We start from the raw sequence: 14,251 nt of genomic DNA, 5'->3' as shown, positions 1-14,251 counted from the left end.
TCACTACAACTGCCATTGATTGCGCAATGGGGATGGGGATTTATGCTTCCTGTAAATTTTCGAGGATCGCTTTGTGGCTGTACCGCCTGATGTGCGGAAGGGCGGCGTCCTTCCGGCAGCCGTTCTATGCGCGGGGGTGGCTATGCGCGGGCGATAAACATTGTGTGTGGATTGTCGAGGGTGGGCGTCAAGGTTTTGCGTGCACGGCAACGGACGCTGCGGCGCAAGTAGCGCAACCCGCCGGGTTTGCGCGGCTTCACCACTTGCGCCGCGGTCGGAGGTATAGCCATGTCCGTCATTGATGAAGCCGCGCAACCTCGGCGGGTGGCGCTACTCCTGCGCGAGCCGCCTTGGCCTGTCTTGGCACAAAATATTGACGGATACCCGATTGTCGGAGACCGCAGGCATGTGTACGATTGCTTGGAACAGTCTTTCATTGGTTGCCGCTGAATCTTTTATGCGGTTACAGCTTCACAGGGCGAATTCCGGCAAGTGCGAAATCCCAGCGTCAATGTTGCGGCTCACCTCAGCCAGGCTGAGTTTGCCTCAACTGGAAAGGAACAGTGTTGTGACAAGCGTCCTCGAGTTTCATCTGCAGTCCGACACCAGCGACATTTTCAACGTCACGGTTTACGCGCCTGACGCGGCGCAGCCGTTGGCCTCGGCGCGTTTTGAATATCGCCTCGATGATTTGGCGCAAGTTGAAATCAGCCGGTTGGATTTCAACCCGCGCGATCCGCTGGGCCGCCTCGAACGTTTGCAAGCCTTCGGACAAAAGCTCTATCAAAAACTTTTCCCTGCCGAAATCGAACGGCTCTGGCAAGCACAGCGCGAGCGCGCCGATTTGCTGACCTTGCGTGTGCGCATTCACGCTGACGCCAAACGCCTGGAAGCCGTGCCGTGGGAGGCGCTGCACGACGGCACGGAATTCCTCGCCGCCGGCGCCAAAACCACGCTCACGCGCTTGCCGCTCGGCATTGATCCAATAACCGATTTGCCCGCGATTCCGTTGCCCATTCGCATGCTGGCGCTGGTTTCTTCGCCGCCGGATTTGCCCGATGTTTCGCGCCTGAACATCGAACGCGAGCAGGAATTGTTGCTCGAAGCCATCAATGCGCCCGCCGGTCAGGGCAAGCTCCACGTAGATTTCGAGGACGAAGCCAAACTGGAAATTCTGGAGTCCAGCCTCGAAGCCGGTTACCACATTCTGCATTTCACCGGCCACGGCATCGCGCCCGAACAGGGCGGCGGTTTGTTGTTGGAAGATCACGACGGCAAGCGGCTGCCCGTTGGCGTCAACGATTTCGTCGCGTCGCTGGCAAAAGGTTTCGGCACGTTGCGGCTGGCGGTGATTTCGGGTTGCAACACGGCGCAGACGCTGCACACCGGCGGTTTCCGCGATCTGGCGCGGGCGCTGGTCGAAAAGAAAATTCCCGCCGTGCTGGCGATGCAGTTTGCGATTTCGGATGGCGGGGGTTTGAAGCTGGCCGAAGTGCTCTATCCCAAACTCAGCGCCGGGCAAGTGCTCGAAGCGGCAACCCACGCCGCGCGCCGGGCGTTGTGGCTGAGCGAGGATGCGGTCTTGCAAGCCGATGCGCTGGCGCTGGTGTTGCTGACGGGCAACGGCGGTTGTTTGCAAGCCAAAGCGGCAGACGCACCCACCGTCAATTTCAATCCCACCATAGACACGGGCTTTCAACTCGGCACCTTGCCGCAACTCGGCTTCAAGTTTTACGGACGCCGCAAAGAGTACCGGCAATTGCGCGATGATTTGCTGGTCAAAAACCATCGCGCCGTCATCATTCACGGCATCGGCGGCATCGGCAAAACTTCGCTGATCGCGCACGCGGCAGATCGTTTGTACCATCGCCGCCGGCAGGATGGCCCGCGTTTCAAAGGCATCTATGCATTCGATTGTGCGGGCGCCACGCTCGCGCCTGAGCGTGTGTTGTTGGAATTGCACCGGTACTTTGCGTTGCAAGACATCAGCGTGCTCGAACGATTCGTCGGGCAGCCGTTAGAGCCGGAGGTGCTGGCGCAGATGGTGGCGCAGGTGTTGGCGCAATGGCCGTTGCTGTTGATCTTCGATAATTTCGAGACGCAGCTTGCGCGCACTGAAGCGGGCTTTCGCATTGCGGACGAAGGCTTGCGGCGCTTTCTGGCCGCGCTGGTCAAGGCGACGGTGACGAACACGAAGTTTGTCTTCACCTGCCGCTTTCTATTCGAGTTGGATGAGCGTCTCAGCGATGTCGCGTCGTTGCCGCTCGGCGATCTGAGCCGTCCCGAAGCCTTTTCGGTGATGCTGAAATTGCCGCGCCTGGCGAAGGTCGCCTACGCCGAGAAAGAAGCGATTTACCACACCTTCGGCGGGCATCCCTTCGCGTTGGTGGCGCTCGATAAGTGTTGCCAGACCTCCTCCGTCGCCAACGCCTTGCAGAACGCCAAAGCCGTGCACACCAAATTGCGCGAGCATCTGGCGCTGGAATTGAATTACGGAAGTTTGACCGAACCAGCGCGCACATTGCTGAATCGGCTGGCGGCGTTTCGCGTGGCCGTGCCGCTGGAAGCTGCCGAATGGGTGATGGGCGAAACAGTGACACTGTCGCCGGAAGCATTGCAGCCAATGATTGCAATGCTGCGGCAGGATGAAAACTTTCCGGCTGAATTGAAAGACGCCGATGATGCGACGCTGCTGCAAATGCTGACGGAGATGTTGCCCGTCCAACGGCAAGCGCCGGACGATTTGCAACAGTCGGTGCGCGAACTGATCGAATGGGGCTTGCTGACGCCGGTGTATGAAAGCGATGAATTGAGCCGTCTGGATGTTCACAGCCTGGTGCGCGCTTTCTGCCGCGAGAAACAAGCCGGCACGTGGCGCAACCGCTTGCGCGAGGCCACCGGCTTTTACACCAACCTGACAAAGCGGATTCCCGATGAGCAAAAGACGCCTGCGCTGGTGTGGAGCGGGATGGAAGCGTTCGAGTTGCTGATGGAAGCGGAAGATTACCGCGATGCCTCTCAGCTTCTGCTCGGCGCGCACGAACTGCTCGATCGCTGGGGCTTTGGCCGGTACGTCGAAAGCCAATATGCCCGCGTGCTGGATCGAGTTGAACGCGCCGATGCAGCAGTACTGATGCACAATTTCGGTATGCTACAGCAAAATCGGGGGAACTACGAGGCGGCGCTCGACTACTATCAATGCTCGCTCAAAGTTCTGGAAGAGATCGGCAACGTGGCGGGCGTGGCGGAATCGCAAGGGCAGATCGGACGGTTGCTCACGGAAACCGGGCGTTGTGCCGAAGCGTTTGGGTGGTTGCTGAATGCGCTCGGCGCCTTCAGCAAACTGCAATCGCCGAATACGGGAATCGTGGTGAATATGCTGAAAAGCTTGCGCGGCAAATGGGACGGCTTCGCTGCGGCGTGGCGTGAGGCTACGGGCGAGGATGTGCCGGAGTGGTTGCAATGAAACGTGACGAAGCCGTGTACCGTAGGTTGTCTAACCTGCAGAAGGCTCGTCATCCAGCCGCTTGGTGGTAACTGAACAACTTCATCATCGAATCACCCGCAGGTTGGACAACCTACGGTACATGTTCCGAGGAAATATGTATGAGTCAAATCATCCGCAAGAAATGTAATGGCAAGGAAAAACACGACAATGACTTCACGCGCGACGACTTGTTGCGGAAGGCGCCGGTCGTGAGAATCGCGCCCGCCCCTCCCGCCGCCGCCGATGTGCCGAACGAGTTGGTGTGCAGGTGCCGCACCTGCACGGATGGCCGCGTCGTGTTCACCCGCAGCGAGTTGGGAAAGGTGGCCGGTACGGAACGGGGAGCGTGAGCGACCTGCGTACTCCAATGCCAGCTATTTGCCAGATATTGCCAAGTATTGATTGATAGGCGAGGCCTGCGCTTGCCAGATATTGCCAAGTATTGATTGATAGGCGAGGCCTGCGCTTTTCCTGATTGGGCTTGAACGTAAATGCTCAGGTCGCTGACGCTCCCCGTTCCGTACTGTGGGGCATTTTTATGTACGACGACGAGTTCAATGAAAATCACCTCCCGCTGGCTTATCTGATTACCTTTCGTAGCTATGGCACGTGGCTGCACGGGGACGAACGCGGCTCCGTAGACCGCGACCATAACGTGTGGGGAACGCCCTACGCCCCGCGCGATGAGGTGAGAAAAACCGCCGCGCGGGAAAGAATGAAATACCCGCCCGTGATCTTAAATATATCAGGCTGCGTGGCTGTGGACTCCGCCATTCGAGCGGTCTGCCAATTTCGTCATTGGGGATTGCGCGCTCTGAACGTGCGTACCAATCATGCGCACGCCGTAGTGTCGGCAGCTTGTCATCCTGAAAAAGTACTCAATGATTTTAAGGCTTACGCGACACGGCAATTGCGAAGGGACGGTTTGTGGCAGGAACCCCATTCGCCCTGGGCTGAGGGCGGCAGCAAACGGCATTTGTGGTACGAACGGCAGGTTGAGCGCGCCATTCATTATGTGCTTTATCATCAGGGGGTAGACTTGATTCCGGATTTTACGGACGATGATTTATGGGTGGGGAATGTATATACGCCGAAGCAGGAAAGTTGATAAGTAGCTGTCTGTTGAATGCGTCCGGGTGTGAAGGCGCAGGTCGCTGACGCTCCCCGTTCTGTTCAATTTTCAAGGAGGCCACGATGCCAGACAAAATCATTGATTTGGGCGACAGTCCGCCGCCGCCCGATGCCGATTTGTGGTTGGATTACGGGCGCAAGCTGGTGCAGGACGCGCCCGCCTCGTTGCGCGGGGCGGCGACTGCGCTGATGACGGGACTCGGCGCGTTACAGGGCATTTACCTCGGCATTCTCGGCTTTGCGAAATTCATCCCCGAAATGATTAATGTGCGGTGGAAGCTCGTCTTCGTCGCGCCGCTGCTGCTGTGGATGGGGGCGCTGTATTTTTGCCTGCAAGTGCTGCTGACCGAGGTGACAGAGGTGAAGCTGAATTCGCCGAGCGAACTGCGCGAAGATTACGCGCGGATGATCGCCGACAAACAGCACCTGCTGATGGTCGTATTCTGGCTGTTGCTGGGCGGGCTGATCGTCGCCATCGCGCTGGTCATCTTTCGCGCGAAGTTGCTCTAACCACAGACGCAGCGCAGACGGCCAGCCACACGGAGAATCCGTATGACCAATATTCAACAAGGCCACGTGATCGCCTTTTTCGCCTTCGATGTCGGCTATGAAGTTGATCTCGACAAGGTGCGAGAATTGCTCACCACGACGCCCGTGCAACCGTTGTCGCGCAAGAAGCTCAATCCGAATTATCTGCAATACAGCAAAGCGCCGCAGATATTGCACCTGGGGGCGACAGCGGAACTGGTCACGCGGCCCGGCCACATGCAGGCGACGATTTTCGATTTCGGCGCGGTCAGCATTGCCTATCGCTGGCCGCTGGCCGTCAGCGGCGAACCGCTCGCGCTCGCCGCACTGCCGCAAATCAGCCACGACCTTTACGAACGCAATCTCGAAGCCCACGCGCGCGAATTGATGGGAAGCCTGTTGCAACGGCTGGAACCGGCGATTACCAAACCGGCCTTTTCCGCACTGGTCGAAGATTACTATGTCTTCGTGGTGGAAAAATTCGAGGCGGCCTTGAACGCTGACGAGTTGCTGCAACAGCACGGGGCGGCGCTGGCGCAAACGTTGCGCTTCGAGGTCAAGCAACTCAGCCGCGAGTTGCAGGAAGAGGCCCTGAGCCAGCGGCTCTCGTATTACACCGACGACCTCGCCTTGTTGGAGTGGAATTCAGCGGTGATCTTCGACGCCGATTACGAAGACACGGTGAACGTGCTGGAACTGCTCAACGTCGAATTGCTGGAAGCCCGCTACATTGACGCCCAACTCGACAAACGGCTGCACGAATACGAACGCCTCATCCGCCGCCGCAATGCGTTGCCGATGCCCTTCCGCAACACCTACAAACGCGCCATCGCGGAACTGGCCGAAGCCCGCATCGAATCTTCGCTGCTGGCCGAGCGCGTCGAAAATGCCTTGAAGCTGATCGGCAATCTTTATCTGGCGCGGCTGCATACGCTCGGCGTGCGGCGTTTCAACTTACAGGACTGGCAACAGCAGATCGCGCAAAAACTGGACATTGCTTCGGAGTTTTACCAATTGCTGAATGATCGCGTGCACACGGCGCAATCGCATACGCTGGAAATCATTGTGATCGTGTTGATTATGGTGGAAGTGGCGCTGGGGTTGTTGCGACATTAGGTTTTGCCTGGGTACGCACCGCTTCCAGCGTGCGGTTTCGGGAAGAGACGTTCTCCTGCCGGAAGGAAGCCGCCTGTCGCCGAGACTGCACGCTGGAAGCCGTGCGTACCCAGGGGTTTTAGAGCGTCAGCACGATGCGACCCGTGATCTGCCCTGCGCGCATGGCTGCAAAGACTTCGTTCACCTCGGCCAACGGGCGCGTTTCGATGCGGCAGCGCAGTTTGCCCGCGCCCGCCAGCGCCAGCACTTCGGCCAAATCCTGGCGCGAACCGACCGCCGAGGCGACGATCTTGTATTCACCCGACACCAGCGCCACGGTCGAGACGCTGATGGGTTGCGGCGTCATTCCGACCACGGCCAGCGTGCCCGCGCGGCGCAACGAACGCAGCGCCGTTTCATACGCCGCCGTGCTTCCCGCAGTCACCAGCGCGATGTGCGCGCCGCCGCCGTGTTTTTTGATTTCTTTATGCGCGGGGCCAGCCGCAGCGTTGACCGTCCAATCCGCGCCGCACTCGGTCGCCAGTTGCAGCTTGTCATCAGTGACATCCACCGCGCCGACTTCCATGCCCGCCGCTTTGCCGAGTTGCACGGCCAGATGACCGAGACCACCGACGCCGAAAACAACGAGCCGCTGACCGGCTTTGGCTTCAGCGACGCGCAGTGCTTTGTGAACGGTGAGACCGGCGCACAACAGCGGCGCGGCTTCGGCGAAGCTCAAGTTGTCGGGCAGCTTGGCGGTGTGGCTGGCTTTGGCTTTGAGGTATTCGGCAAAGCCGCCATCCACCGTGCAGCCAGTGACTTTCTGTTTAACGCACAGCGTCTCGTGTCCGTCGCGGCAAAACTCGCATTCGTCGCAGGTGTAATAGAGCCAGGGCACGCCAACGCGGTCGCCGATTTGCAGGTTGGTGACGCCTTCGCCAACGGCGGAAACAGTGCCGGTGATTTCGTGACCGGGGATGAGCGGCAGTTTGGTGATGGGCTTGAGCAAATCCCATTCGCCGTGTATCAGATGATAATCCGAATGACAGACGCCACAGGCGGCGACTTTGATGACGACTTCGCCCGCATCAGGTTCCGGCGTAGGCAAAGTCTCAAGCGTGATCGGTTGACCGAATTCGCGTAAGAGTGCTGCTTGCATAAAGTGTGTTTCGTTTCCCTGGCTTGTCGGCGCGCCAAAGCATTCTCCATTATTCATTCGCCATTCTCAATTCCCGTACAGTAACCGCCGCTGCCTCTCTGCCAATGAATGAAGAATGCAGAATGGAGAATATGTGTCTGAACCGTCGCCGAAGTTGACGGCCAGGTTGCGGTTTCAGCCCTGGCCTGAGAGCGCCCGAATCTATACGAATGCCATAGAGGACGGCCCTGCCATCGTAAGTGCTCGTCGTCGCCAGATCGCCTGGCTGTAGCCTGCCCGGTTCAAGTAAAAGGTTAAGGGTCGGTTGAAAAGCGACCCACGCGCTGGCAGCCCACCCAGCAGGCAACTCGTCAAGATAGGGCAGTTCCGAACTAACCCCATGCTTTTTCTCTCTTCCAAAGGCCGCCGCATTCGTGATGCACAATTCACTGGGTCTGAAATTAATCGCCAGCCGTGTAACTTTCGATGAGCAAGGTCTAGGTCAGGGCTTAGCCGTTGCTTTGCTCAAGCCGTTGAAGAAGTCGAACAACTTGGCGATGTTCGCCGGGTTGTGCCGAATCCAAACTTCGTGATCCGCGCCGGGCACTTCGATGTAAGTATGCTTGATGCCTAACTCCTTCATCTTCGCCACCGACGCACGCGAGGCTGCGGCATTGATGATCAAATCCTTTTCGCCTTGCAAGACCAGAAAGGTCAGGTCCTTGACTTTCTCGCCCGGCGCGTAACGGTCATCTATGCCACCGCCCGCGATGGGCGCAACGCCCGCCCAGATTTCGGGATGCTGCGCGGCGTAAAAATACGCACCCGCGCCGCCCATCGAATGCCCCATCAGGAAGATGCGGTTCTCGTCAATGTTGAACTCCTGCTTGACCAGTTTGAACACATTCAGCGTGTCGGCATAGGCCAATTCCTGCACGCTCAGCTTTAAGTTTTTCTCGTTCTCAAATCCTGGCTCGCCTTCGATCAGCCCGCGCCCGATGTTGGGGATGCCCCAGAACGAACGCACCGAATACCCCATCGGACAAACCACAATATAGCCGTATTTTTCGGCGAGTTCGGCGACACCTTCAAAACGAATCTGTTGCACGGGCGTAATGTTCAACCCATGCAGATTGACGATCAGCGGCCATTTCTTTGCCTTGTCGTAATTGCGCGGCACAAAGATCGAATAGGGCTGCCACAAATCGCCCGCTTCTTTGAATTTGTAAAAGCGATCCTGAATGAAGTCGCTGGCCAATCGGTCTTTTGCCAACTGCTGGAAGCCGGCGGCGGCGGCGGGTGAACCGATGATTGGACGTGCGGGTGTGGGCGCGGGATTTTGCGCGAACGCACTCGTGGCAGCCAACAACAGACAACAGGCGAGTGCACAGGTTGTGCCGACGGTCGAATACCGCAACAGCGTTTTCATCACAGCCCTCCTTTTGAGTTACTTCTTCGCTTGTTTGGCAAGATAGGCTTTGGCTTGCTGGCCGACGATGTCTACCAGATTGCCCATCGCCAGGTGCGCGTCAATTGTGTGCAGGCCCCAGTTCGCTTGCACCTGCCCATTCGTCACCACATCGCCCGCAATTTGGTCGGTGCGCGGGTCAGCCGGATTGCCGTGCACCGTAACCGCCAGATAGCTGCCTTTCTCGTTCGACACACATTCGGCGGTGAGCAAGCCAGGCACGCTGACAAATGGCGTTTTGATCGGCTTCGCAGGCGTTACCCAAACAGGTGGCTCGGCGCTGTTGCTGCCGCTATTCAAATATGCGTGCAGCGCGCCGCTACCACCGCCCAAGGCCGCTGGATTCGTGCAAGCTGCCGCCATACCATCGCCAGCAACACGGCCAAACCGTGTATCGGCAGGCGGTGGTTGATTGGCGCGGAACGAGGCATAGGCAATCGCGCAGCCGGGCTGCGACGCCGCGCGGCAAAGCGGAATGTTTTTGAATGCGCCGCCTACGTCTTTGCCTTTGGGCACGGCCAAGTTTGTGCCGAGCAGCAAAGCCGAGATGAGCCGTTTCTGCACAGGCTTGCCGTCAATTTCGTTGCGAATGAGTTGCGTCAACACGCCGGAGCCTTGTGAATGGCCGATCAGCACGACGCCGCGCCCCAGGTTATCGTGTTCCAGGTAGTGTTTCCAAGCGTCAACGACATCGTTGTAACCAACCACGCGATCTGCCGCCATTGGCTTGCCTGCTATGCCGGCGCGCAAGGCGGTCAAGGTGACTTGGCGATACAGCGGCGCAAACACGCGGCACTTGGCGGCAAAGCGCGCGAATTGGTATTGCACGACGCGATTCTCTTCCGGCCCGGCAGTCATATCGCTGTTGGGCGTCGCGTCGAGCGAAACCGTCGGATAGACGTAAAAGCAATCAATCGGCGCTTTGGGATCGGCTTTGAATTTCTCTTCTTTGAGTGTGCCGTTGGCTTCGACGATGGTCGTCGTTAGGTCAGCGGCGCAGGCATCCTGGCGGCCCGGACGGCAGAGCCAGTTTTCGCCTTTGCTGTAATCGTTCTTGGCGAGCTTGTTGTCGGTTTGCGCCACTGCCAACGGGGCAATGAGCAGCGTAAAGAGGAAGAACGTCAGAGTGCGTCGTCGTAACATGGATGCTCCTTGTTCAAATGTACAGCGGACTGTCAGTCCGCTGCCGGTCTTTACCAATCGTACATTGGCAGAGACTCCAATCATCCTGCGCGGGCTTGCCTTGCAGACTGCCAGCGGACTATCAGTCCGCTGTACAAGGTTGCCAAAAAATTCCTTGCTACTTGCCCTCCACCGAAAACGCCAGCAACGCATTGCCCGGCATCCCGATGATGCGGCCATAGCCGGAATTGACATAAACAATGCCGTTCGCAATCGTCGGCCCGCCCCCATCTATCGTGCCGCCTTTGGCCTGCTTGCCGTTGACCGCATCGTAAGGCTGTCCCGCCGTATCGAAATCCCAAACGATCTTGCCGTCAGCCGTCGCGTAGGCGCGCAAGTGACCGTCAGACGCGCCCGAAAACACGACGCCGGGAATCAACGAAGCCGCCGCCGATTGCGCGTTGTTGCAGCGGGTCGTCCCCCAGGTGCATTTCGCTTCGGGCGCGGGGATGAACCAGAGCTTTTCGCCGGTGGCGATTTTCACGGCGGCCAGACCCGGCTTGCGTTGCTTGGGATCGCCGAACGGATCGGCCAGCGGCACATACACATTCGCCGCATCGGCGGTGAAGCCCCACTCGATGCCGCCCAGCGCGGTGCCAAAACCGAGTTTGGCTTCCCACAGTTTCTTGCCTTGGTTGTCAGGGTCGAGCGCGAAGAGGATGCCCGCTTTGTTGCCGGCGAGAATCACGTCTTTGCCGTTGGGCAGTTTGCGCAAGATCGGTGAACTGCCGAAATCGAAATCCGGCCCGGCGTTTTCGGGGCAATTGCCCTGGCCCGGCTGGCGGCAATTCATGATGAAGTTGTCGTTGGGCAGGGCCTGAAAACCCCAGCGAATTTTGCCCGTCGCCAGATCGAACGCGAGGATTGAGTCGGCCCCGGTCGTGGGCGCATCGGTGTAGGAATTGCCCGTGCCCGCATACAGCACGCCACGTTTGAGGTCGAGCGTCGGGGCCGACCAGATGGCCGCGCCCGCCGGGCCGTAAAGCTGCGTGCCCGCCGAATTCTTTTTATATGGCCGCATCTCTTCGGTGATGGTGTGCGACTTCCAGAGCAGTTTGCCGGTGTAAGCATCGAGCGCCGTCATCGCGCCGCGAAACTTGCAGCATTCGTATTTGTCGCCGCGCGAGATGGCCTCTTCGACTGAAGAAACGGGCACGTACAAACGATCACCGTGCAGGACAGGCGAACCCGTGATGCGCGCGACCGGGTGATCGTCGAGTTTTATCCGCCACAAATGTTTGCCCGTCTCGGCATCCACCGCATGAACCGTGGCGCGTTCGTCGCCGAAATAGGCGGCGAATTTGGCCCCGCTGCTGTGACCAGCGGGCAGCGGGCCGACCGAAACCGCCGTGCGCACCGGCGCATTCACGCCCACCGCCCAATAGGCGCAACCCGTTTGCGCGTTCAGGCTGATGACCTGGCCCGAATCGGTCGTGACAAACAACCGGTCGCCAACGATGGTTGGTTGCCCAATCGCCATTGAGGCGGGATAGGCGAACGCCCATTTGACCTTGAGGCGCGGCACGTCGGCGGCCTTCAACCCGGGTTTGGGTTGATAGCGCGTGTTATCGAGATCAGCGCCCCAGCCGTTCCAATTCGCCGCTTTCAGATTGAGGGGCGCGCCGGGCGTCTGGCAGCGATTGGCGAGTTGCGCGGGGTCGAGCAAGCCCGCCGGTTGTTTGCCGGTCAGATACACGGCCAGTGCGCGAATTTCCAATTCCTTCAACCCGGCGGCCTGCGTTTTCATCACGCCGTTGGTGAGCGCGGTGATAATTTCATCGGGCAGCTTGCGCGCGAGTTGCGCTTTGGGCGGCGTGCGGTCTTGCGCGTTGTCGTGACAGACGGCGCAACGCGCTTCATAAAGTTTCGCGCCATCGGGCGGCGCAGCTTTGCCCGCCAGGTCTTGCGCGGTGGAAGGGAATCCCCAGCCGTAAACGAGCGCCAGCAGACATACCAGACTGCCGATGATTTTTGCGGATGCTTTCATAGCGTGCTTTCTCGATGGTGTGGAAATCAAAGAGTTACTGCTCAGCCCCAACGGGGCGAAGTAATGAAGCCCAGGGCAACGCCCTGGGCGCAGGACATCAAATCAGGCAAGCCCCAACGGGGCGAGATAGTTATTGCGCCCCGTTGGGGCTTGAAAACCATTCATCTGCTGACCCGGTGCGTTGCACCGGGCTATCATATTGCGCCCCCTTGGGGCTGATGTCTGAAATTATTCTTTCTTGCCAGTGAACGTGCCTTCGCCGAAGTCGCCGAACTTCGCTTTGCCCTTGATGGTGCCATCGGCTTCGAGGGTGCCGTCATAATCAATTTGCAACTCGTTGCCTTGCGCGTTGACCTTGAGACTGAATTTGAAGGCATTGCCTTTGACCGTGCCTTTGACTGGTGCTTCGCCCAGACGGCCTTTGTAAGTGCCAGTCAACTCTTCGCCTTCTTGCTTTAAGGTCAGGGTCGGGTTGCTGGTGCCTTGCTGCGTTTGCAAGGTGAGCTTCCAGGTGCCCGTGAGATCGGCAAAGTTGGCGCGGGCGCTGCCGATGACCGACAAGACGCCAACGACCAACAACGACAGGCACAAGTTGAGAAACAGTTTTTTCGACAGTTGCATGGATTCTCCTTGGAAAAAATTTGTCTTGTCATACCGGCTTTGGGCCAATGACGTTGGGTGCAGGTTCAGAGTTCAGGTTAAGAGTTCAAGTTAAGAGTTCACGCTTCAGCGTGTTAATTCGACTTAGGCACGCTGAAGCGTGAACTCTTAACTTGAACTTGCACTCTGAACCTGCCGGGTTATTTCTTCAAATACTGATCGAACCACTCAATCGCCAGATTGATCGCCTCCTGGCGTTTCTCGCGATAAATGCCGTAATGCGTGATGTCTGGGTAAGAGACGTATTTCTTCTTCGTCCCCGGCATGCGGTCATAGGCCAGCTTGGCATGATCTTTGTTGTCAAAGAGTTCTTCCTTTTCGGCCACGATGAAGAGCGCCGCGCAATCTTTGAGCTTGGCGGCCTCATCGCTGGGCAAATAGTGAATGAGTTTGTCGCGGATGGGCGCGCCGATCAGGTTGCCGACGGCTTTGACACGCGGTTCGGGATAGCCCAGTTCGCCGCGCGCGCGTTTGGTCGCTTCGTCATAGGTGAGTTTGCGATTGGCTTCATCGGCCATGACCCAGCGCGAATCAAACGCGCCGACCTGGCTGACGATGGCTTTGACGCGCGGTTCACGCGCCGCGACAAAAAACACATGTCCGCCCGAATAGCTGGAACCGCGCAGGCCGATGCGTTGCTTATCCACGGCGGGTTCGCCCATTGCCCAGTTGATGACGGTGAACCAGTCGGTCAACTGTTCCATTGGGTCAACGTATTCACGTAACTCTTCGACCTGGGCGGTGAAACGGCGGCCTTCGTGTTTTTCAGGCGGCGCGGCCAGAATGATGCGCCCGTCGCTTTGTCCCCAGCCGCGATAATCAAAACAGATGACCAGATAACCCGCATTCGCCAGCGCCAGCGAATCCAACCGGAAGTTCGCCGCCGTGCCGCCCCAGCCGTGCGCCTGTATGATCGTCGGCAAGGGTTTGCCCGCGAGCGCCTTTAAGGAATACAGCTCGGCATGAATGCGCACGCCTTCGCTGATGACGTTGGCGGTGCGGAATTCGATATTCTCCGGCGCTTTGAAACTCGTGGCGGGCGCGGGTCGAATCGCCGCCGGATCAGGCGGGCGCGAACTCGCCGGTTGTTGGGCGGACGTAGGGCTGGCGAGCAGCAACAAAGAAAGCGTGACGAAAAACCAAAACTTGGTTGGCATAGCGGTCTTCCCTTTCGGACGTAAGCGTCTTCGACAGTGTAAGGAGCGTGCCCTTCAGACAGCCGCCGCAGCCAGCGTACAGGCGCGGAGCGCGGACGCTGGGCGAGGGTGTGGAACTGCCGAAAAACGAAATGCAAATGAGTGAAGATGATTCAGCGAGCCGGATGATACTAAACTTACCGACCGGTCAGCAATTTTTCCGCACACAATTCGCCCGGACATCTGGACAGCCCACATACACTGAGACTAACCTGCCGCCCGCAAACTGGCAGCAATGACCTCACTATAAAAGGAGACGGCATGATGAGTAAGAGGTGCGGCGGTAAACTCCAGTTGCGAAAGTAGCTGGAGTAGATAGGTCAGAGGTTGAATCATCTCGTTGTGGCGATTGACCACGTAAAGGAGACTAATCGAACCT

Annotated in this window: 11 protein-coding genes; 5 read left to right on the top strand and 6 right to left on the bottom strand. The window is 58.3% G+C overall.

Translation table 11 applies throughout. The features are described 5' to 3' along the window. The first annotated feature begins 568 nt into the window (after nt 1–568). From HY011_06030 to HY011_06010, 5 genes are all read left to right on the top strand, one after another. Nucleotides 569–3,466 carry a CHAT domain-containing protein gene (locus HY011_06030; protein ID MBI3422479.1) on the top strand — a complete coding sequence of 966 codons (2,898 nt, stop codon included), beginning with the start codon at nt 569–571 and terminating at the stop codon, nt 3,464–3,466. Nucleotides 3,467–3,606: 140 nt separating this feature from the next. After that, nucleotides 3,607–3,837, top strand: a complete 231-nt coding sequence (locus HY011_06025; protein MBI3422478.1) for a hypothetical protein — start codon at nt 3,607–3,609, stop codon at nt 3,835–3,837. A 188-nt stretch (nt 3,838–4,025) separates the two neighbouring features. Further along, the gene (locus tag HY011_06020) at nt 4,026–4,595 is read left to right on the top strand and encodes a hypothetical protein (protein MBI3422477.1); all 570 of its coding nucleotides are present in this window, start codon (nt 4,026–4,028) and stop codon (nt 4,593–4,595) included. 86 nt (nt 4,596–4,681) lie between these two features. Further along, complete coding sequence (locus HY011_06015) at nt 4,682–5,128, top strand: hypothetical protein (protein MBI3422476.1); 447 nt, start codon at nt 4,682–4,684, stop codon at nt 5,126–5,128. 42 nt (nt 5,129–5,170) lie between these two features. Continuing rightward, nucleotides 5,171–6,262 (top strand): hypothetical protein, encoded by a 1,092-nt coding sequence (locus tag HY011_06010; GenBank protein MBI3422475.1) that lies wholly within the window; start codon nt 5,171–5,173, stop codon nt 6,260–6,262. 118 nt (nt 6,263–6,380) lie between these two features. Here HY011_06010 and HY011_06005 read toward each other — a convergent pair whose 3' ends face one another. The 6 genes from HY011_06005 to HY011_05980 all read right to left on the bottom strand — a co-directional run bounded on the left by HY011_06005 (nt 6,381) and on the right by HY011_05980 (nt 13,833). Beyond that, entirely contained in the window at nt 6,381–7,400 is a 1,020-nt protein-coding gene (locus HY011_06005; GenBank protein MBI3422474.1) for a zinc-dependent alcohol dehydrogenase, read from the bottom strand. A gap of 481 nt (nt 7,401–7,881) precedes the next feature. Then, a complete protein-coding gene (locus HY011_06000; protein MBI3422473.1) occupies nt 7,882–8,808 on the bottom strand; it encodes a prolyl oligopeptidase family serine peptidase in 927 nt (308 codons plus the stop codon). 18 nt (nt 8,809–8,826) lie between these two features. Continuing rightward, on the bottom strand, nt 8,827–9,990 hold the full coding sequence (locus HY011_05995; protein MBI3422472.1) for a DUF3089 domain-containing protein: 1,164 nt from the start codon (nt 9,988–9,990) through the stop codon (nt 8,827–8,829). A gap of 157 nt (nt 9,991–10,147) precedes the next feature. Further along, nucleotides 10,148–12,016, bottom strand: coding sequence for a PQQ-binding-like beta-propeller repeat protein (locus HY011_05990; GenBank protein ID MBI3422471.1), 1,869 nt, complete (start codon nt 12,014–12,016; stop codon nt 10,148–10,150). 228 nt (nt 12,017–12,244) lie between these two features. After that, nucleotides 12,245–12,637: a hypothetical protein gene (locus HY011_05985; GenBank protein ID MBI3422470.1), complete on the bottom strand. Its 393-nt coding sequence runs from the start codon at nt 12,635–12,637 to the stop codon at nt 12,245–12,247. 179 nt (nt 12,638–12,816) lie between these two features. After that, nucleotides 12,817–13,833, bottom strand: coding sequence for an alpha/beta fold hydrolase (locus tag HY011_05980; GenBank protein MBI3422469.1), 1,017 nt, complete (start codon nt 13,831–13,833; stop codon nt 12,817–12,819). Between the last annotated feature and the right edge of the window lie 418 nt (nt 13,834–14,251).

Source organism: Acidobacteriota bacterium (assembly GCA_016196035.1).
GTDB lineage: Bacteria > Acidobacteriota > Blastocatellia > RBC074 > RBC074 > JACPYM01.
Note: the sequence above shows the minus strand (reverse complement) of the source record. Positions and strands in the feature narration are given on the sequence as shown.